This is a genomic window from Gordonibacter sp. 28C, assembly GCF_003339845.1.
Lineage (GTDB): Bacteria > Actinomycetota > Coriobacteriia > Coriobacteriales > Eggerthellaceae > Gordonibacter.
Genome location: NZ_PPTR01000011.1, coordinates 48543 through 71517, shown reverse-complemented (window position 1 = coordinate 71517; position 22975 = coordinate 48543). Strand labels below are relative to the sequence as shown.

General features: G+C 67.3%; 14 protein-coding genes and 1 pseudogene. 2 read left to right on the top strand and 13 right to left on the bottom strand.

Annotation, left to right across the window (positions count from 1 at the left end; all coding sequences use genetic code 11):
• Positions 1-67: 67 nt before the first annotated feature.
• Positions 68-922, bottom strand: a complete 855-nt coding sequence (locus C1878_RS12815) for a hypothetical protein (RefSeq protein ID WP_114602013.1) — start codon at positions 920-922, stop codon at positions 68-70.
• Between the two features lie 416 nt (positions 923-1338).
• Here C1878_RS12815 and C1878_RS17000 point away from each other — a divergent pair.
• Positions 1339-2052 (top strand): annotated as a pseudogene (locus tag C1878_RS17000) (PLP-dependent cysteine synthase family protein); the annotation flags it as partial.
• Positions 2031-2357, top strand: a complete 327-nt coding sequence (locus C1878_RS16995) for a pyridoxal-phosphate dependent enzyme (protein ID WP_255417931.1) — start codon at positions 2031-2033, stop codon at positions 2355-2357. The pseudogene C1878_RS17000 and the gene C1878_RS16995, both read left to right, overlap by 22 nt.
• Positions 2358-2476: 119 nt before the next feature.
• Here the strand turns inward: C1878_RS16995 and C1878_RS12805 are convergent, their stop codons facing one another.
• The 12 genes from C1878_RS12805 to C1878_RS12750 form a co-directional block, all read right to left on the bottom strand.
• Positions 2477-3031, bottom strand: coding sequence for a hypothetical protein (locus C1878_RS12805; protein WP_114602012.1), 555 nt, complete (start codon positions 3029-3031; stop codon positions 2477-2479).
• Positions 3032-3283: 252 nt separating this feature from the next.
• Positions 3284-3619 (bottom strand): DUF2149 domain-containing protein, encoded by a 336-nt coding sequence (locus C1878_RS12800; RefSeq protein ID WP_114602011.1) that lies wholly within the window; start codon positions 3617-3619, stop codon positions 3284-3286.
• Entirely contained in the window at positions 3606-4340 is a 735-nt protein-coding gene (locus C1878_RS12795; RefSeq protein ID WP_114602010.1) for a MotA/TolQ/ExbB proton channel family protein, read from the bottom strand. The genes C1878_RS12800 and C1878_RS12795 overlap by 14 nt, the downstream gene beginning before the upstream one ends.
• Positions 4341-4400: 60 nt before the next feature.
• Positions 4401-5411 (bottom strand): hypothetical protein, encoded by a 1011-nt coding sequence (locus C1878_RS12790; RefSeq protein WP_114602009.1) that lies wholly within the window; start codon positions 5409-5411, stop codon positions 4401-4403.
• Entirely contained in the window at positions 5412-6599 is a 1188-nt protein-coding gene (locus C1878_RS12785; protein ID WP_114602008.1) for an ABC transporter substrate-binding protein, read from the bottom strand.
• Complete coding sequence (locus tag C1878_RS12780; RefSeq protein ID WP_114602007.1) at positions 6596-7540, bottom strand: ABC transporter ATP-binding protein; 945 nt, start codon at positions 7538-7540, stop codon at positions 6596-6598. The genes C1878_RS12785 and C1878_RS12780 overlap by 4 nt, the downstream gene beginning before the upstream one ends.
• Positions 7537-8553 (bottom strand): iron ABC transporter permease, encoded by a 1017-nt coding sequence (locus C1878_RS12775; RefSeq protein ID WP_114602006.1) that lies wholly within the window; start codon positions 8551-8553, stop codon positions 7537-7539. Before C1878_RS12775 ends, C1878_RS12780 begins: the two co-directional genes overlap by 4 nt.
• Positions 8540-10012, bottom strand: a complete 1473-nt coding sequence (locus C1878_RS12770) for a DUF1667 domain-containing protein (protein WP_114602005.1) — start codon at positions 10010-10012, stop codon at positions 8540-8542. The genes C1878_RS12775 and C1878_RS12770 overlap by 14 nt, the downstream gene beginning before the upstream one ends.
• A complete protein-coding gene (locus tag C1878_RS12765; RefSeq protein WP_114602004.1) occupies positions 9997-11484 on the bottom strand; it encodes an NAD(P)/FAD-dependent oxidoreductase in 1488 nt (495 codons plus the stop codon). The genes C1878_RS12770 and C1878_RS12765 overlap by 16 nt, the downstream gene beginning before the upstream one ends.
• Positions 11485-11560: 76 nt before the next feature.
• Positions 11561-12469: a hypothetical protein gene (locus tag C1878_RS12760; RefSeq protein WP_147272946.1), complete on the bottom strand. Its 909-nt coding sequence runs from the start codon at positions 12467-12469 to the stop codon at positions 11561-11563.
• 132 nt (positions 12470-12601) lie between these two features.
• Positions 12602-17830 carry a leucine-rich repeat protein gene (locus C1878_RS12755; protein ID WP_114602002.1) on the bottom strand — a complete coding sequence of 1743 codons (5229 nt, stop codon included), beginning with the start codon at positions 17828-17830 and terminating at the stop codon, positions 12602-12604.
• Between the two features lie 102 nt (positions 17831-17932).
• On the bottom strand, positions 17933-22684 hold the full coding sequence (locus C1878_RS12750) for a leucine-rich repeat protein (RefSeq protein WP_158539808.1): 4752 nt from the start codon (positions 22682-22684) through the stop codon (positions 17933-17935).
• Positions 22685-22975: the final 291 nt, after the last annotated feature.

The window sequence follows — 22975 nt, the reverse complement described above, 5'->3', positions numbered from 1 at the left end:
GTCTCGCCCTCCGAGGCGCATGCGCCTCGGAGGGTTGTCACCGCGAGCGGCCCCGCCGCTCGACCGGTTACGATATGGTGTAGTTGCCTCCGTACACGATGCCGTGGAACGTGACGTTTCCTTCAGCATCGGCGGTTGCCGTGTAGGACGTGCCAACCGGCGTGTCGGGCGTGTTCACCGTCGCACCGGCAGTGGTGCTTCCGTAAGACAGATCGGTCGCCGTAGAGGCCAGGTCGGCTCCGTACGACGTGCCGCGGCTCGTCTGGGACGCGACGTAGCCGCCGTAGTACGTCAAAGTGATTTCAGCGCCCTTGGCCGAATCGCCCAGCACCGAAGCCGCATTGAAAGTGAAGTCCCACGTATCGAAGTAGGTTCCGAAGCAGCCCTTCCAGTTGAAGCCGACGGCCGCGTTCCCGCTCGGATCCGTTCCGAACGTTGCCGACGGGCACACGCGGAAGGCGTAGACCCAGTCGCCGCTCCACACGTCGGCAGCCTCGGCGGGATCGGTCGTTATGTTGCCGACGTACGAGTCGGGAGTGCCCGAACTCGAACCGTCGGTGTACAGAGGACCATATGCGGCGACTCCCAGATGGGCGTTAGCCATATCGAAAGACAACGAGGAGCCGTTTGCCGTGTTCTCGAAGCGCACGGCAAATGAGCCAGGGCCTCCGTCCATCGAGTTGAAGCCCCAGAACTTGCTGGGTGCCGTGAAGGCCGTCGAATCGACGTCCACCAAATACGCGCCGGAAGAATCGGTGACTCCGCCAGATGCGCTGTAGGGCGATTGCATCTGCCCGCCAACAGCGAAAGCCGGGATCGACAACGACATCGTCAACGCCACAGCCGCGACAAGGCTGACAAGAACGCGCTTCGTCTTGCCCTGTACCAGACCCTTCTTTTCCTCTTGCTCTGCCAAAACCATATGCGCTCCTTTCATCGGAATACCGCCGTTAGCGGCTGCGTTCTATCGTAACGCCCACGCATTGCCTGACAGGTAGTATTCTAGTAACGAAATAATTCAGCCGAACGGAGAAAATCTCATGTTGGCTGTTCGCCGAGAACTGGCCGTTATCTTCCGCCATATTGTCACTTATTCGCCGTTGGGACGAGAACCGGCGTTCTTTGGAGTCCGTTCGTCCGCGGGCAGGCGATCTGCGCGCGAATCCATCGCAAGCCGACCACCCCGCCGCGCTGCGATGCGAGCCCGAAACGGGAAAGCCTTCGCAGTGCCCGACGGTTTAACGAGCGTTGACATCGGTTGCTTGACGGAGCCACGCGATACTTTGCATCTCTTGCGATGAACGATGCCGCCGCTTCGCGAAACCGACGCGGTGCCGTATGATGATGCGCGATAACCCGAAAGGATCGCTCGAATTACCGGGAGACGGCGCGCCTCGGGCCATCCGCACGACGAACAGGAGCATCATGATCTACGACAACGTGCTCGACGCCATGGGGCGCACGCCCCTCATACGCCTGAACCGCCTGGCCGAGCCGGACGCGGCGCAAATGCTCGTGAAGTACGAGGGCGTGAACGTGGGCGGCTCGGTGAAGACGCGCACGGCCTTCCAGATGATCGACGAGGCCGAGAAGCGCGGCGAGCTGCACCCCGACAGCATTATCGTGGAGCCCACGAGCGGCAACCAGGGCATCGGCCTGGCGCTCGTGTGCGCGGTGCGCGGCTATGCTGCGCGCATCATCATGCCCGATTCCGTGAGCATCGAGCGCCGCAAGCTCGTGCGCCACTACGGCGCCGAGGTGGTCGTCGTGCACGACGACGGCGACATAGGCAAGTGCATCGCGGAGTGCATCGCAACCGCCGAGCGCATGGCGGCCGAAGACCCGCGCGTCTACGTGCCCCAGCAGTTCGAGAACGAGGACAACCTGTTCGCGCACCGCTACCACACGGCCCTCGAGATCGTGGAGGACGTGGAGGGCCCCGTGCACGGCTTCTGCTCGGGCATCGGCACGGGCGGCACCATCTCGGGCGTGGGCCAGATTCTGAAGCGCCTGTACCCCGACGTGGAGATATGGGCCGTGGAGCCCGAAAACGCCGCGATACTCTCGGGCGGCGGCATCGGCACGCACCTGCAGATGGGCATTGGCGACGGGCTCATCCCCGCCTCTTGGACCAGGGCATCTACGACGACATCTGCATCGTGTCCGACGAGGAGGCGCTCGACACGGCACGCGCCCTCGCGCGCGAGGAGGGCCTGCTCTGCGGCGTTTCCAGCGGCACGAACGTGGCCGCCGCGCGCCGCCTGGCGCGCAAGCTGGGCCCCGGCAAGACGGTGGTCACGCTGCTGCCCGACACCGGCGAGCGCTACTTCTCCACCGCGCTCTTCGACGGCGAATAGCGCGGCCGCCCGGCGCCCGTGTACCGACGAGCGGCAGAAAGCCGGACAACGGGGCATGGACCACCCCGCAAGGCCGGTTCGTCGGCGAACCCTCATGGGTTCCAGAGCCCGCTCTGCCCCTATCCCGCCTGCCTTATGCGGGCGAGCAGGGGCTTGCAGGCGTTGCTGAACACGAGCATGACAAGGGGGCGCACCAAAAGAAAGCAGAGAGCGTAGGCGGCTGCGGCCGCGAGGGGCAGCGTTGCCGCGTAGGCGCCGACGAACGCCCCCAGGGGCACGCCTGACATGGTGACGCCGACAGCGCACATGACGGGCGCCATGATGCACACGTTCACCAGCACGAGCACGGCCGACACGCCCACGCCCTCGCGCCTGCCGCCGCAGATCCTGTCGAGCAGCCAGAAGCTGAGTTTGTTCGCGAACAGGCTTCGCACGGTGAACGCGATGCAGAACCACAGGGGGAACGACGCGAGCAGCGCCAGCGGGTCGAACGAGGGCGCCGGATGCACGACGACGTTCACGAACAGGATCATGGCCGTGGCCATGCCCACCACGAACAGCGTTTGGAACAAGGTCCCCTCGCCTTCCGAAGCGGGCGGATTGAAGTCGCCGCGCAGGCAATCGGCGTAAGTGTAGCGACCCCGGCGTTCGCCGACGTTTTCGGAACGGGCCATGCAGTACCTCTTCTTCTCTCGACAGGCGCGCCGCACGGTGGCAGGCGCAGGCGGACGCGCAGGCGCGCGTCCGCGAAACTGGTGTCCAGTGGTTTGTTGGTGTTGGTGCCGACCGGAAACCCGGCGGCGCTGCTCCGCCCCACAAAGGCAAGCAAGATGACCCCAGTGTAGCGCACCCCGCACGGCAGCGGCACGGTTTCTCCATATTACGGAAGGCGGGCGGGCGCTCGAACGACCGTCGAGATATGCTTCCTACTCCTGCCCTTCCTGGGCCACCACGTAGAGCTGGCCGGTCTCCTCGTCGCGGTAGACGGTGCCGAGGTTCTCGTAGGTGCTGCCGCTCGCGGCGATGCCCTCCTCCACCGCTTCCAAGTCCCCCTGTATCTCGCGGATGGCGGGGCTGCCGCCCGACGTGCGCACGCTTTCCAAATCGACGTTCCAGTTGGCGATGAGCGCCAGCAGCAGGCCGCAGGCGAACACCAGCATCACGTCCATGAGGTTGCCCATCGACCCCATGGGGTCGCGCTCGTCGTCGCCCAGAAGCCTCGACCCCGCCAAGCGGGAGGCCCTCAGATCACGCCTCGGCATGGCGGCCCGCCTTCCCCTCGAGCCCCGGAGCCGCTGCGGCGGCCGCAGAGCCCGCCCTTTGCGGGAACGCGAACCCCTCCGCATGCAGGGCGTCCGCCTTCTCCAAGATCGTGTTCATGGCGCCCTCGATGCTGATCAGGTAGTCGGCGTACCAACGACGGCGCACCTTCGTCACCAAGAAGCACACGACGGCAACCGCGAGCCCGGCCACGGTGGTGTCGAACGCCACCAAAAGCGATGACGACAGCGTTTCGAGATCTCCCGAGCTGAGCGCCACGATGCCCGGACCCAAGGGGATGAGCGTGCCCATCAAGCCCAGCATAGGGGCGATCTTCACCGCGGAATCGGTGAGGGAGAGCGCCTTTTGGTAGCGCGCGCTCTCGTCGGCCAGCAAGCGCTTGGCCACCTCGGTGAGCGCGTCCTCGGGCAGGTACATGTACGAGACCAGCTCCCGCAGGCCGCTTCTCTGGGAGTCCAGCAGGCCGCTTCGGTCGATCACGCCGTCGAGCTGGCCGTACGGCGCCGCGTCGAGATCGGCTATCAACTGTGGCAGCGCCACCCGGTAGCGCCGGCGCTCGACTGCCACCTCCACCACCAGCGAGCCCAACGTGTACACGGCGTACGCGGCCAGTATCACCAGGCAGACGACGGTGGGGATGAGCAGCCCCTGCGACAGCGCGTGCAGCGCGTCGTTGGCGAAGAATTGGTTGAGGAAGTTCATGAGATTGGAATCCTTTCAAAGAGCTCGAAGGCGCGGAACGGAAGCGGTTGCGCGCTGCGGTCAGGTTGCCTGCACGACCAGGTCCCGCGCGCATTGGAAGCCTCCGGCGACCCAACGCCGGTGCAGGCAGTTCTTACACGAGGGCCTGCGGTCGATGCACTCCTCCGCGTCGTTGTCCCACTCGAAGACCGAGCACACGCGCGACCAGCTGTCGTCAACGTTGCCGATCTCTCCCAAGTCGACCTTCGAGCACGGGTGCGCCACGCCGTCGACGACGTCGCACACGACCGTGAGCGCGCCGTCGTGCAGGATGGGCTTGCCCTCCGCGTCAAGGGCGAACGGCAGGTTGAAGGGCAGGCCCTCGCCGCGCGCGTCGACGAGCCGGACGGGGCCGCGGAAGTCGCGGGACAGCCGACACGCGACCGCCGCCACGTCGCAGGCCGCCTCGCCCGCGCAGAGCTTCGAGAAGTTCCACTTGCCCCGGAAACGCCCGTCGTTGCCCCCCAGGCGCAGGCCCACGCCGGCCAGGGCCCCCACCACGCCGGACCCGTCGCCCCCGTGCTCGCTCAAGCTCACCCAGGGAATGCGCCCAGCCAGCTCGTAGGCCGACTCGATGCTGCAAAAGTCGATTTTGGCACGGCGTCCGAACGCGACGAGCTCCTCGACCATCCGCCCGTTCTCGTGGTCGACGGCCGTCCCGGCTCGAAATGCGGACTCGGGCACGCGCGCCACGCAGAGCCCCGGATCCGACGTGGGAGCGCGGTGCTCCGCGATGATGCGCACCGCCCGCGCGCGCATCTCGTCGATGCGCGACCGCGGCATGAGCGCCTCGAACACCATCGAGGAGTTGTGCGAGGTGTAGGGAACGTCGTCGCGCAACAGCAGCTGATGGCGGGTCACCTCGAGCCGAAGGCTTCCTCCCAGCGCCACAACGTCGGAGGCGATGAGGCTCGCTATCTCGCCGGTGGACGTGGCGCGGGTCTCGTCGTCGGTGTCGTCGACGCCCACGACGACACCGACGAGCTCCGAGGCCGCCGGGATTGCCGGCGTGTTCATCAGATGGGCGCGCATCTACTTTCCCCCTCCGCTTCCGGATCCGCTGCCTTGGCCCTCTTGCCCGCCGGAGCCTTCGGCGCGCAGCCCCTCGCCCGCCACGATGGCCTCCCAGGTGGCGTCGTCGATGTCCAGCCCCACCACGTCGCGGTAGTAGGAGCGCACCGTATCCTTCAGGTCGACATCCTCGTAGAGCTGCGGGTACAGGGTCTTGCCCAGCCACAGCATGCCCAGAAACGTCTCCGGGTCGCCGCGCTGGCCCCAACGACTCGTGGACACCGGCAGGTTGCGCACCTCGCCCGCCGCCACGGCCGCCATGCCCTGCCACTGCGCATCGCCCAAGATGGAGGCGCGGGCGTCGGCGGTGCTGCACACGATGACGTCGGGGTTCCACGCGTATACCTGCTCGAGCGTGGCCGAGTAGTCGCCGGTGCCGCCCACGTCCGCCTCTTCGGCGGACACGTCGACGGCGCCGCAGCGCGCCACCCAGTCGGCGCCGAGCGAGCCGGAGCCGTCCGTTAGCAGCGGGTCGTTGATGGAGTGGTACACGCGCTTCCGCTCGCTTTCGGGAACGCTCGCGGCGCGCTCCTCCACGAGGGCGACCGTTTCGCGGTAGTACTCCGCGACGGCATCGGCCTTTTCGGATGCCCCCGGGCCGCACACCTCGCCCACCAGCTCGATGGCATCCTGCTGCTCCTCCATCGTGGAGTAGTCCACCACCACGTAGGGAATGCCCAGCTTGTCTAGCTTGGCGGTCTCCTCGCCTCCATCGTACAGGTCGCGCTTGACCAGGGCGACGTCGACGCCGGCGGAAAGCAGGGTCTCCACGTTGATGCTGTTCCCCGAAAGCTGCTCGACCGATTCGAGCCCGGGGCACAGGTCCCGCAGCAGCTTGTTCGACAGGACGCCGCCCGGCGCGCCCATCAGCTTGTCGCCCGCCCCCGCCAGCACGCACACGTTGCCCGAGAAGGCGTCCAGGGCCGCGATGCGCTGCGGCTCCGTCGGCACGTTCACCGTGCGGCCGAGCGAGTCGACGACCTCCTTCGTCTCCGTGGCGGAACCCCGGACGGCGGTCGAACCGCCGAACAGCGTCGCGGGCGAACCGCCGTTCAACGCGAACAGCCCCAGGCCGCACACCGCCACGATGAGCAACCCCACCGCAGCCGATGCCAAGACGGTTCCCGCTCCGCGTTTCTGCGTTGTCATCGAACATCCTCTCCCGTCTCGCTTCCCGTCGTGCTCAGGGGAACGATCTGCCTCACGACGGCCGCGCGGCCGTCGCCGAAACCCTCTATATCCTCGCCCTGCCGGAACCGAACCTCGGCGACGGCGGCCGTCACGCCGAAGTAGCGTCGAAGCGCGTCGGGCGTCAGCACCTCGTCGGGCGTGCCCTCCCGCGCCACCCGCCCATGCGACATGAGCGCCACCTTCACGTCTAAGCCGGCCGCCGCCAGATGGAACGCCTGGTTCGGCGCGTGCGTGGCCATGAGGACGGTCGCGCCGCGCTCGCCCACCAGCCGCTCGACCGTCTCAAGGAACACCAGCTCGTTCTTGAAGTCCAGATGCGCTGTGGGCTCGTCCAGCACGATGAGCGGCGTGTCCTGCACGAGGGCGCGTGCCAGCAGCACCATCTGCATCTCGCCGCCCGAAAGCGCCGTGCACACCCGCTCGCGCAAACGATCGATGCCGCACGTCCTCAACGCCTCGAGCGCGCGGCGTCGGTCGTCCGCGTCCGTCGACCCGAAACCCGCCTGGTAGGCCGTGCGGCCCATGAGCACCAAGTGCTCCACCGTGTAGGGGAACGTGCGCTCGTGTATCTGGGGAACGTAGGCCAGAAGGCGCGCCCGCTCCCAAGCCCGCATGCCCGCCGTGTCGCCGCCGTCGACCTCGATGACGCCGGACGCCGGCCTGTTCTCGCCCAGCACGCAGTCGAGGAACGTCGACTTGCCGCACCCGTTCACGCCCATCAGGCACACGACCGACCCCCGCTTCACCTCGAGCGAGAAATCCTGCAGCACGCGATGGTCGCCCCACGAGAACCGCACGTCGCGCGCCCTGAGCATGGGAAGACTGCCCGGATGGCCGCCCCCGGCCCTTCCCGCGCGGTCGGCCGTCGGCGACGCCGACGCGCTTGCCGATTCGCTCATCGCCAGCCACCGCCCTTCGTCTTCTTCAGCAGGTACACGAAGAACGGCGCGCCGATGAGGGCCGTGAGTATGCCGAGCGGGATCTCGCTCGCCCACAGGCAGCGGGCGCAGGTGTCGACGACCACGAGGAAGGCGCCGCCGAGCGCCATGGAAACGGGGATGAGGCGCCTGTTCTCGCTTCCCACCAGCATGCGCCCGATGTGCGGCACGATGAGCCCCACCCAGCCCACCACGCCGGCCATGCACACGGCGCCGGCCGTGGCGAACGTGGCCGCCGCGACCACGACGCCCTTGTCCCGCCCGACCTCCAGCCCCAGCGAGCGCGCCTCCTTGTCGCCCATGGACAGCACGTCCACACGCCCTGCGAACAAGACCAGCACGATGCAGCCGACGGCCATGACGGCGACCGACCAGAAGTTCTCCCACCCCACCGACGAGAGGCTTCCCATGAGCCAGTACACGATGGACGGCAGCTGCGTGTCGGCGTCGGCCACGTACTTCATGAGCGACACCAGCGCCGAGAACACGCTCGACACGATGGTGCCGCCCAGGATGAGCATGATGGTGGGCGCGCTTTTGTACACCCGTGCGATCCAGTAGCTGGCGCATACGGCCACGATCCCGAACAAAAACGCCGACGGGTAGATGGCCGCGCCGCCGCCGAACAGCACGATGGCGAGCGCGGCGCCGAAGCCCGCGCCGTTGCTCACGCCCAGAAGGCCCGGGTTCACCAACGGGTTGCGGAACACCCCTTGGAACGCGGCGCCGGAAGCCGACAGCGCCGCGCCCACGGCGGCGGCGGCCAACGCGCGCGGCAGGCGCACCTGCAGCACCAGCGTCGCGGACTCGGGCGAGACGGCGGAGGGGCTCCCCGGCAACCACGACGCGAGCGCCTGGCACACCTCGGGCAGCGTCAGGGCGTAGCGCCCGCAGAACAGCGACGCGAACACGCAGACGAGCGGCAGCGCGAAGACCGCCGCCGACCGCAAAGCGATGCGCCTACCTGCCCCCATGCGCGGCCCTTTCGCATTCGCCGGTCGCCACGAGCGCGACGCCGGTGCGCGCGATATCGCTTTTCAGCACCTCGCCCATGCGCACGGGGGCCTTGACGTTCAAGCGGCGGCAGGCGCGGGCGACGTCGAACAGCCGATCCCTCGGCACCGGACGCTCCGTGCGCACGGGCACGAGCGAACGGCGGCCGCCGGCAACGGCGACGGTGCCCGTGAACATCCGCGTGGGGCAGGCCAGCTCGCGCCGCGCGAACTCCTCGCCGCGCGGGCAGGTGTTGCCCGCCACCCCGCCGCGCCCGGACGCCTCCATCACGCATCCGGTCGGGCACACCGTGCACACGATGCGCTGGTGGCCGGAGGGCACGTCGCCGGCCATGTCGCCCATCCTGCCTTTCGGCTCGCGGACGGAAAGGCCGGCCATGCGCGCCAGGTCGTCGGGCAGCGCGGGAGCCGGTTTGCCGGAGAGCGCGGCCGCATGGGCCGCTGCGGCGGCGCCCGTGCGCAGGCCCTCCTGCGTCACCTGGTCCACCAGATCGTGCGGCACGTTGGCGTTGCCGCAAAGGAACAGGCCCGGAGCGTCGGGCGCGAGCGCCAAGGAACCCAGCACCTCGCGTTCGGGAACGAGGCCGCACGCCACCAGCAGGACGTTGCAGCGCACGTACTCCCTGCGCGCCAGGTCGAACGATCCGTCGGCCCGCAAGGGCGCCACGGTGACCCCCTGCAGCTGCCCGTAGCCGTGAACGCTCGCCAAGCCCCAGCCGTAGCGGATGGGAATGTCGAAATCCTGGATGCAGCGGATATGGTTGCGCACGAGGCCCGTGGCCTCCTGACCCAGAACCAGGCGCACCTCGGCGCCCTCCAGCGTCATGCGCCGCGCCATGATGAGGCCGATGTCTCCCGACCCCAGCACGACCGCCTTGTCGCCCGGAAGCTGGTTGGCCACGTTGACCATGTACTGGGCCGATCCCGCCGTCAGCACGCCGGCCGGACGCCCACCCGGTATCTGCAGCGCCCCGCGCGTGCGCTCGCGGCAGCCGGTCGCGCACACGACGGAGCGCGCGGCCAGCGTCGCGCGGCCGCCCAAGGAGGCCCCGAGGGCATCGACGCGCAGCAGCCCGTCGGAACCCGGGCCCTCCACCGACAGCACCGTCGCGGCGAGCGCCGTCGGCACGCCGTCGCCGCGCACGCGCTCGACCCAGCGATGGGCGAACTCGGGGCCCGTGAGCGACTCGCCGTACAGGTACAGGCCGAACCCGTCGTGGACGCACTGGGGCAGCACGCCGCCCAGGTACTCCTCGCGCTCCAGCACGAGCGTCCGGTACGGGCCGCTCTCCGCAACGGCGGCCGCAGCCGCCAGCCCCGCCGAACCACCCCCTATGACGACCACGTCGAACACGCCGTCCACATCGACGCGCCCTTCCGCGGCCGAAAGGACGCGCCCCTCCGCTACCGGCTTCCGCATGCCCGCTTCACCTGCCTTTTGACCACGCGTCCGCCGCGCTCGCCCTTCGCGATCTCCCAGGGCGCGCACCCCAGCTCGTCGGCCATGACTTCCAAGATGCGCGGCGTGCAGAAAGCGCCCTGGCAGCGCCCCATGCCGCAGCGCAGCCGGCGCTTCAACCCGTCGAGGGTGCGCGGCGGCAGCGTGTCGTGCAAACAACTGCGGACATCGCCTTCGGTGACGCGCTCGCAACGGCACACCACGTGCCCGTAGCGCGCATCGGCCCCCAGCAGCGCGTGCTGCTCGGAGGCGATGCAGTCCATGAAGGGCCTTCGATGCACGGGACCCTGGTCGCGCGGATCGAAGGCCGGGTTGTTCTCAAGGCGCAGGCCCTGTTCCCCCAGCAACCGAAGCGCACGATCGGCAAGCGCCGGAGCGCTGGTCATCCCCGGGTTCTTGATGCCGAGCGCGCTCACGAAGCCGGGCGCCGACACGCGCACCACGAAGTCCTTCTTCTCCTTCTCCACGTTGACGATGTTGGCGCGGATGCCGGAGAACTCGGTGATGACCCGACCGAAATCCAGATCGGGCACCAGCTTGCGCGCGACGCGCTTCACGTGCTCGATGCCGGCCTGCGTGGTGGCGTTGTCGGCGAAGGAGCGCACGTTCTCGCTCGTGGGGCCCGCCAGCAGGTTGCCGTCGACGGTGGGGGCGAGCAGCGTGCCGCCCTCGTCGGTCTCCTGCGCTTGGAACAGCACGTGGCGGATGGGCTCCTTGCCCGCAAGGCCGCCTTCCTGCTTGTCGAACACGACGTACTGCCCCCGGCGCGGGCGCACCACCAAGTCGGCGGAATGAACCTGCACGTCTAAGAGCGCCGCCTCCTCGCCGGCCATGTTCACCACGTACGGGGCCCGAACCCGGCGGCCGTCCTTCGTGCGCAGCTCCCATCGACCGGAGACGCGCTCGATGGCGTCGACCTCGAAGCCGAACTCGAACCGAGCGCCGTTGGCGGCGGCGTTGCGCGCCGTGGCCAGCGCGAGCTCGAACGGCGAGACGATGCCCGTCGTGGGCGCCACGAGCGCCGCGACGACGCGCTCGGACAGGCGCGGCTCCAACCGGCGGGCCTCGTCGCCCGAGACGACCTCCAAGTCGCCCGCCCCGTTCAGCCGCGCGCGCTCGCGCTTCTCGGCGATATGCTCCATCCCGGCAGGGTGGAACGCCACGTACAGGGCGCCCACGCGCTCGAACGGCACCTGCAGCTCGTCGGCGATGGAATCGAAGCGCGCGTTGCCTTCGACGCAACTCGTCCCCTTCAGGCTGCCGCCCCGCGGGTGGAACCCGGTGTGGACGAGCCCGCTGTTCGCCTTGGTGGCGCCCTCGCCCACGTCATGGGCGGCTTCCAGCACGCACACGTCCAGCCGGTACCGGGCCAGGGCGCGCGCCATGGTGCACCCCAGGATGCCCGCGCCGACTATCGCTACGTCAACGTCCAAAATCGTCTTCTTCCTCGTCTCTCGCGCCGCGTTCCCGTCGCCCGTGCGGGGCGCCCCCTTGCGGCTGTGCTATTCCCTAATGCGCCGTGTGCCTGCGCCACGCTGCGGCGCGCTTCCCCGCTCCCAGCAGCGCGAGGCAAACGGCTATCAGGCCCAACGTCAAAACGAACCGCCATGTGAGCTCCGGAACCTCGACGGGAGCCTCGTCGGTCGCCTTGCCCGCATCGAGCCCGGCCGCTCCTATGGTGTAGAGCACGCCGCCCCCCAACCCGGCCGCACGGCTCTCGCCGCCCTTCGCTGACGATTCGACGGCGGCTTCCTCGGGTGCCGCAACGGCCTCGGAGGTGGCGTCGGGCGAGGTGCCGGTCGATGCGCCCGAACCGTTCGCCCCGCTCTGGTCGAGCCCGCCGCCGGTGGAGTCGGAGCCCGCCATGCCGCCCGACCCGCCCCCGCCGTCAGGCGTGACGGGAGGAGGATCGGGATCGGGCGGAGGCGGCGGATCCGGCGGTTCCTCCACCGGCTTCTCGCCGGCGGTGGTGAAGGTGATGGAACCTCCACTGCCCGAGTTGACGCTCGGGTTCCCCGCTTGCCGCATACCTGGAGCTATCGACAAGGTGTAGACGGTGCCAGGCTGAAGCGGACCGTAACTCACGTATATCTTCTGGCGCTCAAAGCCCGAATCGTCGTTCTGGTATCCGTTGAAATTATGATAAGCCGAAAAACCGACGCTCGAGCCGTATTCGTCGTAGATCGAAATGCATCCGACGTTGTGGTCGAACACCCATATGCCCCAGTCGCCCGTCGACTGGTCCCTCTGCCCGACGACGTTGTTGCTGAACTGGAGCGTGATGACTCCCGACACCGGCATGCCCGAGGCGGAAATGTTCGAACTGTTCAGGAACGGATTTGCATAAGCGCGCGCTGGCGCGACGGAGCTCGTCAAGGTCAGAGCGACCACGCATACCGCGAGCATGGTCGCTGCCAAACGCCATCGCTTCAAGTTTTTTTTGGTATGCTCGGCCCTGCCCAAGTTCCGCACCCCCGAAAAACGCTGTTCAAGCGAAGCGTTGACCCCGACCGATCGGAGTCAACGCGTCCATAATATCTCTATTCGAGATTAATCTCGTTTACGATACATCAAAAAGCGAGCCATGCAAAGAGCAGCAAGCGCTCCCGCTGCCGTGCCCGCGATGGAAAGCAGCTGAACCGGATCGCCCGTCTTGACGAGCGGCGCGCCGGCCCCGCCCTGGGAAGCCGGCGATGTCCCGCCGCCCACGGTTCCGCCGGAACCGGCCCCGCCCTTGCCCGGGTCGGTCACCGCACCCGAGCCGGAGCCCTTGGTCCCCGCCTGCTTGGCCGCGTCGAAGGCGGCGAGCGCCTTGTTCAGCTGCAGGGAGGCGGCGTCCGCCTCGGCCTGGGTGGTGTCGGGATCGGCCGCGACCGTGCGCGCGGCGGCGATCGCCGCGTCCAGGGCGTCCGCCACATCCTGGGTCACCCAAGACGCGCCCTTGTCCACGTTGGCGGCGTCGGTGTCGATCGCGACGCCCTTGCGGGCGGCCTCCGCCTCGTCGGCGGCGCCGGTCAACCCGGAGATCGCCGCCTGCGACGCCTTCAGCCCCGCGACGGGCCGGAAGGCCGCCTTCGCGTCGGCCAGGGCCTTGGCGGCGGCGTCGACGTCGGCTTGCGAGGGCTTGTCCTGCTCGGCAAGAACCTTCGCGTCGGCCAGGGCCTTTTCCAAGGCGTCCTTCGCCGATTCCGTCACCCACGTTTTGTCGGAGGTGACGTCAGAGCCGTCGGCGCTGACGACGACCCCGTCGGCGGCTTCGGCGGCGGAGGCGACGGCGCTTCCCAGCGCGGCGACCGACGCGGAAGCGGCCATGGTGCCGGCGGCCGGCTTGAACGCGGCCATCGCGTCGGCCAGGGCCTTCGCCGCCGCGTCGACCTCCACCTGATCGGGATTCTCCTGCTTCGCGAGCGCCTCGGCGACGGCGACGGCATCGTCGAGCGTCTGGGCGACGTTCGCGCTCACCCATGTTTTTGTCGACTCGACATTGGTGCCGTCGGCGCTGGAGGCCACGCCCTCGCGGGCCGCCTTCGCGGCCGCGGCAGAGGCGGCGAGGTCGCTCACGTCGCCGTCGACGGCCTTGGTGCCGGCAGCGGGCTTGAACGCGGCCTTCGCGTCGGCGATGGCCTGGACGGCGGAGTCGACGGCATCCTTGGTCGGATGCGGTTGCGCTGCCACGCCCTCCCCATCAGCGAGAGCGGCCTTGAGAGCATCCATCGCCGCAGCGGTAATCCATGTTTTATTGGATGGAACGTCGGTGCCGTCGGCGCTCACCGCCACCCCTTCGATGGCCGCCCGCGCCGCCGCGAGAGCAGACTCAAGCGCAGTGGTATCGGCCGCGACGACAACCCGGCAGCCGGCTGTCACGCCACCTGCCGTGGCCGTTACGAGGGCCTCTCCGCCATCGACGGCTACGACAGCCCCTTCATCGTCGACGGTGGCCACTTCGGAATCGGAAGACTCCCAAACGACTTCCTTGTCAAACGCATCGTCGGGCGCAACCTGCGCATGCAGCGTCACCGTTTGACCGGGAGCCAAGGAGAGCTCGACCTGGTCGAGCGTCACGCTCTCGACCGCGACGGGATCGACCGCCGTGAGCTTGCGGTTGTCACCGGCCCAATCGTAGTTCGCGATCGATTCGTCCACCGGACCCGTCACGAACGTCTCGAGAGGATTATCCGGAGAGTAGGGGTCCCCTACGGAGAACGTCTCCCAATAACCCCAGTCGCTTGCGGGCAGCACGAATCCCTGGGGCAGCGAGGTGAGCGAGGGGCAGTCTTTGAACGCAGCGTCGACGTTGTCCAATCCGGCGGGAAGAAGCGGCGCCGTAACCAAAGAGGCGCAACCTTCGAACGTAGCGTACATGCTCGTCACGCTGGATGGTATCGTCGGCGGATCGACGATGGCCGTACGGCTGAAAGCGCAGCTCAACTGCGTCACATTTTCGGGAATTTTAGGCGCTTTGGCTAGCGAGACGCATCCGTCGAAAGCCGAGTACATGTTCGCCACGCTGTCGGGAATGACGGGCGCCTCCGCGATGCCGGTGCGGGCGAACGTCGACGACAGGCTCGTCACGCCGGAGGGTATCTTCGGGGCAACCTTGATGCCCGGGCAGTCGCTGAACGTGCGCTCCAAAGACGTGACGCTTTCCGGAAGGGCCGGCGCCTCGGTCAAAGACGCGCAACCGGCGAAAGCGCCGTTCAGGTTCGTCACGCCGTCGAACACGACAGGGGCCTCCGCCAAAGAGCTGCAACCGTTGAACGCGTTCTCCCAATTCGTCGCCGCAAGGGGAATGCCCTTCGCTTCGGCGAGCGCGGTGCAGTTCGAGAATTCGAAATGGGCGAGCGACGCAAACTTGGACAGGTCGACGGAAGTCAGAACCGTGCTTCCTCCGACCTTCAAAGACTCGACCTTTTCCGGAGAGGCGAACCTGAGACCGTCCAGAGTGAGGTTCAAACACCCCGTGAACGATGCCGTTTTCACCGATGCCGGGAGGTCGATGCCCTCAAGCGCGGCGTTAGGGAAGCCCGATGCGACGAAAAAGCTGCGCGTCGATGAGAACGAGACCGTTTCGACCCCATCATGAAGCAGGATGTTCTTCAACTGCTGACAATCGTTGAAGCCTGAGAACTCCGTCAGCTTCGTGCATTTGGTGAAGTCCACGGTTTCGAGCACCTTGCCGTACTGGAAGGGATCGTCCACCAGTTCGGTCACGTTCGCGGGCAGCGTGACCTTCGTGCAGTTCTGCATGCCGTCGAACGCGGCGTCTCCGATGGTCTCAAGCGACGAGCAGGGAGTCAGATCAAGTTCGGGCACGCTGGCATAGGCGAAGGCGTAATTGCCAAGAGTCGTCAAGGACGAGCATCCGGAAAGGTCTATCTCCTCGAGCGAGTTGATGAGAACGCCCGTATTGGCATTAGGGCCTTGGCTCGAAAACGCCGACCTGCCGATGCTATCCAGCTGGGAGCAGCGCGAGAAATCGAGCTTCTTGCAGTAATCGAGCCGATCGAACGCGTAGTCTCCGATGCTCTTCAAGGCCGCAGGAAAAGCGATGACGTCCATCGAGTTGCTCGTGCACAGGCGGGAGAACCCGTAGTCCCCGATGCTTTCCAGTTGGCTGTCGTCCGGAAATATGAGTTGATTGGCTTTGAGCGCGTAGAACGCGTATCCGTTGACGGCCTTCACGGTAGAGGGAATGGTCAGGGTGTTGCAAGCGGTGAGGATCTTGCTCGCCGCCTGCCCGCCGCTCATTCTCGCGCCATCGCCCAAGGCGGTGACCGTGAAGGTGTCGGGGCCGCTTGTCACGCTTGACGGGATGGCAACGTCCTTGCCGGCCTGCGAGGGGCGGCTCATGGCCGTAATGGCGGCCTCGCCCGCCTCCACGTTGTCGATGCGGCAGGTCCAGGTGCCTATCTCGTCGGTGAACGAGAACGTCTCGCCCGCCTCGCGGGCCTTGGAGCCGTACGCCTTCGCGGCGTTGAACGCGCTCGTCGCTCCCTCGAGCGGCGCGACGGCGGCGTCCACCTCGTCCTGCGTGGCGTTTTCGTTGTCGAGCACGGCCTGGGCGGCGTCGATGGCTGACTGGAGGGCGCTCAGCGCATCGGCCGTGACCCAGTAGGTTCCACGCGACACGTCGGCACCGTCGGCGCTGGCCGCAACCCCGTCCTTGGCCGCATTCGCGGCCTCGAGGGATGACGCCAGCTGCGCTGTGTCGAGGTAGGTGCCGTCTTGCTGCACGGCCGTGAAGACCGCCTGGGCGTCCGCCAGAGCGGACAGCGCGCCGTCGATGGCGGACTGGGTCGGGTTCAGGCTGTCGCGCACCTCCTGCGCGGCGGCGACAGCGGCCTTGAAGGCTTCGTACGCCTCGGGTGCGACCCACTTCGAACCGAGAGGGACATCGGTCCCGTCGACGCTGACCTTAGTTGCATCGAGATCGCCGTTCGCCTCCTCGAGCGCGCTGTCGAGCGCGGAGGTATCGGCGACGTCGCCGGTGGTGAACCTGAACAGCACCGGTTTCTCGAGCTTCGAATTCGTCGAGACCCCGCAGGTGCTCTCGAACACCAGGTAATAGTCTTTGCCGGACTCCAGCACGCCGTCCTTCACCGTCAGGTAAGTGGGCGCGATCTTGTCGGTGAACACGAAGTCCATGTCGCTCTGGTCGTCGTCCGACCAGCTCGCCACGATCTTGCCGGGATCGAGCGAGACCGCGTCGCTTCCCACGCCGACGCCGTCGGCGTCGTAGATGTGGATGTTGGGATAGGCCACCTGCTTCGCCATGGTCTCGCTGAACTGCTGCGAGTTCGAGCCCGAGAGGACGAACGTGAACTTCGGTTTCGCCGCGTCCACGTAGCTTGCGATGTCGTTGCAGAAGCTCTTCGTGTTGCGGGAAACGGTCAGGTTCGTCGCGATGTGCCGGGGGCTCGGCTCGGTGAGGTCGACGATGGCGGAGCCTCCCTGCTTGGCGTAGTAGGGCGTCACGATGTCCTGGCCCTCGGGATAGCTGATAGCCTGCTGCGACGTGTCGGTGGTGAACTCGAACACGATGTTGGCGCTCAGGCTGCGCCCCAGGGTGCCGCCGTTGCCCATGGTGCTGCCCTGCTCGAACACGAGGTAGTAGGTCTTCCCGGCCTCCAGCGCGTTCGCGGGCAGCGTCCACCTGAACCCGGTCACCCAGTTCGAGTAGTGCTGGGCGAAGTCCTTGTTGTATTGGAACTGGTTCTCGACGCACGGGGCGACGAGGTCCTTGCCCAAGCCGTTCTCATCGAGCGAGCTGTATATCTTCACGTACGCGCCCATGCCGCTGTAGGCGCCGTTGTTGCCGCCGGGACCCTGGCGCTCCCATTGGAACGCTATCGGCCCGGTCGCGTCGTAGGGGCGCGTGATGATGTTGTAGTAGTACGCCGGCGACTTGTTCACGGCCTTCCACAGGACGTCGCCCGTCAGGCCGCTGTCGAGCGCGCTCAAGTCGACGGTCTCGGCGACGTACTTGCTCGTGTCGGTGACGATGACGTCGTCGATGAACGTGCCGTCGTTGGCCGGCTCATCCATCCAGATGCCGTAGGTCTCGTAAGCCGCGCGGCCCGCGTTGTCGGGAACGTAGGTGGAGGCGCCCTGGAAGCCCTGGTAGTAGGACGCTCCCTCCCAGTTGTTGTCGGCGGTCGGCGAGGCGTAGGCCCGCCCTGCCGTGAAGCACATGCCGAGCGCGAGCGCGAGCGCCATCAAGGCGCTTTCGAGCTTGAACCGGGTCTGCCGCTTGTCGATAGTGCGTTGTCGTGCAAGCATAGAGGTCCTTCCTGTCGGTTTCGACCGTCTTTCGTAGAGCTTTCGGAACCGGGCCGAGCGGGCCCCGACTCGGTAGCCGCGACCCGATTCCCGTATCCCGGGTTACGCCTCGTTCCGCCCTCGCCTGCGCGCGAGCACCGCGCACCCCAGGCCCGCTGAGGCGAGCAGGGTGAGCGATACGACGGACGCGGCGGCGACGCCGTCTCCCGTCTTGAGAAGCACGGTGCCGGAGCCGCTCACCGCCCCGCTTTCGCCGGGCGTCGATCCCGATCCGTCGCCGACAGGCCCTCCCTGCTCGTGCGCCCCCTGTTGCTTGGCCGCGTCGAAGGCGGCGGCCGCCTCGGCAAGGGCCGTGCGCGCCGCGTCGAAATCGTCCTGCGTGGCATTCGGGTCCTGCAGCGTCGCACGGGCGTCGGCAAGGGCTTTGGACAGGGCGTCGTGCGTTTCCTGGGTCACCCACGTCGTGCCCGTCGGCACGCTCGACGCATCGGAGGCGACCACGGCGGAATCGAGGTTTTCCGCGGCCCGCTCGGCGGCAGCGGCCAAGGGGCGCGGATCGGGCCTCAACCCGTCTTTCTTGGCGGCGTCGAACGCCGCCGTCGCCTCGGACAGCGCCACCAGCGCCGCGTCGACGGCGTTCTGCGTCTTGCCCGATGCCGCAAGTGCGGCCCTTGCCCGCCCGATGGCCTCGGCGAAGACCGCCGCGTCCGCCTCGCTCGCCCACTGCTCGGTGCAATACACCTCCGAGCCGTCCGCGCTCACCTTCGTCGCCGCTTGGTCGGCGGCGGCCGCCTCGCACGCCTGCGACAGGCGCGTCGTGTCCACGCTGGCGCGATGCGCCACGTTGGCGAAGAAGTCCTCCTTCGCCGAAGCGAGCTCGCTCTGTGCGGCGTCGATCTCGTTCTGCGTCGCGCCCGCGTCGTCGACGACGCCCCGCGCCTTGTCGATGGCGGCTTGCAAAACGGCCTTCTCGGCCGCAGTGGCCCACACCTTGCCGTCGGCGACGTCCCTTCCGTCGAGCGACTCCGCCACGCCCCCCAGCTCGGAAGACGCCTGCGCGATGGCGGCGTTCAGCGCGATCTTGGTGGGCGCCGCCGTGTTCTTGCTCGTGCGGTCGAACTCTTCTTGGGCGGCGGTGAGCTCGGCGAGGGCCGCGTCGGCCTCTTTCTGGGTGGCCTCGGCGCCGTCTGCCAGGGCTTGCGCCTTGTCGATGGCGGCTTGCAGGACGGCCAGGTTCTCGGGCGTCGCCCAATCCGTTCCCGGTGCGACGTCCTTGCCGTCGGCGCTGGAAGCCAAGCCGTCCTTGTAGGCCTGGACCGAGGCCGCGGCTTCGCGCAGCTTCGTGAAATCGGTCGGCGGCTCCTCGATGACGAACGTTTTCGACACGGTTCCGCAGAAGCTGCCCGCGCCGGTCGCCATCAGCGTCGCCGTGCCGGGGTCGACGTTGTCGGTATAGGACACCTCGTAGTCCCTGCCAGGCTCCAAACTGCGCGTCTCGGCGGGCGTCACCACATCCGCCTTCGCCGCTTCGTCCCAAATGCGGATCTCGGGAACCGCGATGGCCACGGAAACGCCGGGCTCCACCTCCGAGCCCGTCCATTGCTGAGCCTCGATATCGGAAACGGTGCAGACGTCCAAATCGGTCGCCTCGACGGCGAAGGTCCAGCGCACTTCCTTTTGCAGGGAAGCGGCCACGTTGTGCCCGGTCGTGTCCTTGCTGGCGACGAGCGTGTAGGTCTTGCCCGGAACGAGCACGCCTTCGCCGACGCCGAGCACGATGGTCGGGGACGTGGAGAGCGTCTTCCAGTAGAGCCCGTCGCCGACGGTGGCCACGGTGGCACCGTCCGAATCAACTATCGAGAACGCCTGGTCGATGCCTTCGCGGTACTTGCCCCACTGCCATCCGGAATGGCTGGGCTGCCAGCCGGATCCCGGGCCTCCGAACGCCAGGGAGAACAGGGCGCCTTCGGCCGCAACCGGGGAAAGCAGGTAGTTGTCGTAGTAATCGCTCGTCTCGTCGTAGAAGACGCCTTCCAGGGCGCCCGCGTTCTGAAGGGACACCGTCGCCCCGTTGCCCTGGTATCCGTAGACGGGGGTCCTGTCGGTCGAGGCCTGCTCGTCGAAACCCGTGCAGCGTACCGCGAGCGTGGCGAAATCGCCGCCGCCCACCATGCGAATGACGAGGCGGGCCTCGCCGTTCGCCCGCCCGGTGAGCTCGTTCCAATCGTAGGGGCCCGTGCCGGGGTGCGTCGCCACGTTCGTGTTCGTGACAAGGCCGACGAAGCCGGTCGTGACGAACTCGCCGTCGCGCACGACGGTCACGGTCGCCCGGGGGTCGTCTCTCGTCAGCTCCACAACGTCGCCGTCGTTCGCGGCCACATTGTTCACGTAGATGCCGTCCTCGAGCGAGGCGAAGGTCACGTTGGCGTAGCCGGCGGCGACCGTCGGCGTCGTGCTCGTCGGGTAGCCGTACAGCACGCAGGCGGAAGATCCTGTGAACACGCCCTCGCCCCACACCGGAAGGGCCCCATCGCCCTTCGACCGCACCGTCACCGATGCGAGCGAGCCCATGCTGGAGAACGATCCGTCGCCGATCGAGGCGACCGACGCCGGAACCGATACCGTGGCGACAGTCGCCTTCGAGGCGAACGCCTGCGCGGCGATGCCTGTGACCTTGCATGCGGTGCCGGTCGCCGGATCTTCCACCGTCTCCGGAATCTCCACGTCCACCGGCGCTCCGCTCAGAAGGTCGATGCCCACGACCTCGGCCGTGCCCATGGTCGCGTTGCAGCGGTAGGACAGGCGGTACCGCTCCGGGTAGTCGACGACGAACTGGAAGTCGACGTCCTTGCCCAAGAACGATATGCCGTTGTTGGCGCCGAAATCCTTGCCGAAGCGCAGCGTGTACGTGCCCGCAGGCAACGATCCCGCCTCGACGCCCACGCGGACGGCCGTGATGCCGTTGCCCTGGGGCTTGCCGTCCTGACCGTCGAACACGATGCTGAACTTCTTCAGAAGGCCGTTGCCGTCGTCGTACGTCGCCACCGTGTTGCCGTCAGCGTCGACGATGCTGACGTAGGGCAGGCAGAAGCTCATCTGATAGGTTCCGTCGCCGCCGTTCGCGTTGTTGCCGCGGGCCATGCCGAAGGCGAACACGATGTCGTCGTAACCGCTGAAAGGAGTGGTGAAGCGGTTGTCGAAGCGATCATCGTCCTCGCCGTAGAACATGATGTCGGGGTTGGGAAGGCTGGAGCCGGGCAAGGCGCTCGGGTCGAGCAGCCTGATTTGCTGGTCGAGGCCCTGATAGCCCTTGTATTCCTCCGGTTCGTCCACAACGGAGTTCTGTGAGAACCTCGCGTACAGCACGTAGTCCGTCACGGGCTTCCACTCGTTCGCCGGGTGCATGAGGCTCGCATCCGACGTCCACGTGGAGAACGTGTAGCCTTCCCGTGCGGGCTTCGCCAGCTTGCCGCTCTCGAACGCCGTGTCCGCCGCGAAGGCGCCGCCGTTCATGACGGCCACCGCCGTCAGCGATGCGGCGCTCGAGGTGAAGCCTTCCATGGCCTTCGCGCTGGCGGCGTCCTTCACGTACACCGTGCGTTGCGTTTTGATCTGGTCCTTCTGGTCGCCGAACGAGTTTTCCGACACGCTGGCGAGCGTGCACGCCGAAAGGTCGACGCCGGTCAGGTTGAACGCGCCGGCGAAGGCGTTGTCCCCCACCGTCGCAAGCACGTTTCCGCCCTTGACCGTGGCGAGGTTCTCCAGCCCCAGGGCGTACGCGCCGATACTCGTGACGCCGTCGCCGACGACCGCGTCGGTGATCGTGTCGGCGTAGGCGGCGTGCCAGGGGGCTTCGTTTGCGGCGGCATAGTCCCGCATCGCGCCGGAGCCTTCGAACCCCAACGTATACGTCGCCCCGTCGGAGTTCGCCTCGACCGTCGCCGTTATCGAGCCGTCCTGCGCCGCAGAGGCGTCCCAAGAATCGGGCTCGCCGGGATCTTCCCCACCGGCTCGCTCCTTGATGGAAACCGCGTAATTGCCGCCGTACTGGATGGAATTCGGGCCGCTGAACCGGGCGAACCCGTCTTCGCCGACCACTGCTTCGTACACGGCGCCCGACGGATCGCCCAGGATCGACAGGGCGGAGGCGGAAACGTTCGTCGTCGACGTGACGGAGAAATCGACGCCGTAGGAGGAGCCGCGGGAGGTCTGCCCGACGTCGTAGCCCCCGTAATAGGACATCGCGACGGTGTCGCCGACCTTGATCTGCTTGTCTTCGGAAAGGCCGGATGTGGCGCCCACCGCATCGAATGCGTACTCCCAGCTGTCGAAATAGGTGGCGAAGCAACCGTGCCACGCGAACGCGATGCGCAGATCTCCCGTCGAGACGTCCTGCGCGGAATACGGCGACAGGCGGAACGCGTACGTCCAATCGGCCTGCTGGCTCGACTCCAATCCGCTCCAGACGTTGGCGGCGGCGCCGCTCGCGCTGGCGAGAACGGGGCCGATGGCGGCCGCGCCCTCGTGCCGTCCGGCGCCGTCGTGCATGTCGAATGTCATAGAGCTTGCGAGCGCGCCGTCAACGACGTTCCCCGCGCGCTGCTCGAACACGACGGCGAACGGGACGAAGGAGTCTTCGCCGCTCGCCGCATTGTTGCCCATCCCGCTCCAGAACGCGGAGGGCCGGGTTTGCTCCGGATCGCCTATCTTGGTGACGAGTATCCGGTAGGGATCGTCCGCCAGGCCGCTGGCCGTCGCGGCGTTGTAGGCGTCCTGCTGGGGTCCGTCGAATGCCAGCGCGGTTGCCGGAGCCGCCACCAGCATGCTCAAGGCGAGCGCGACGCTCAACGCCACGCGCGCCGCAGCCCCGTGCATCCGAGAGGGCGCCGAGGCGCTCCGCCTGGTTGCTTCTATAGTTCCCGTCAAACCCATTTCGAAGCCCACCTCCTATATAGCTCTACCATGCATTCGCGAAGACGATGCTCCGAAACCTCCTTCGGATTCCCCTGCTCGCCGCGTCGTCATCCCATCGGTTATATTATTCTTATTTATGGATAATTTTATATTATATCCATTGTGGTATTATTCGCAAATCAGCCATACCGACTTTCTTGCCGTGCGCGCTTGAGACGCGCGGACACAAAG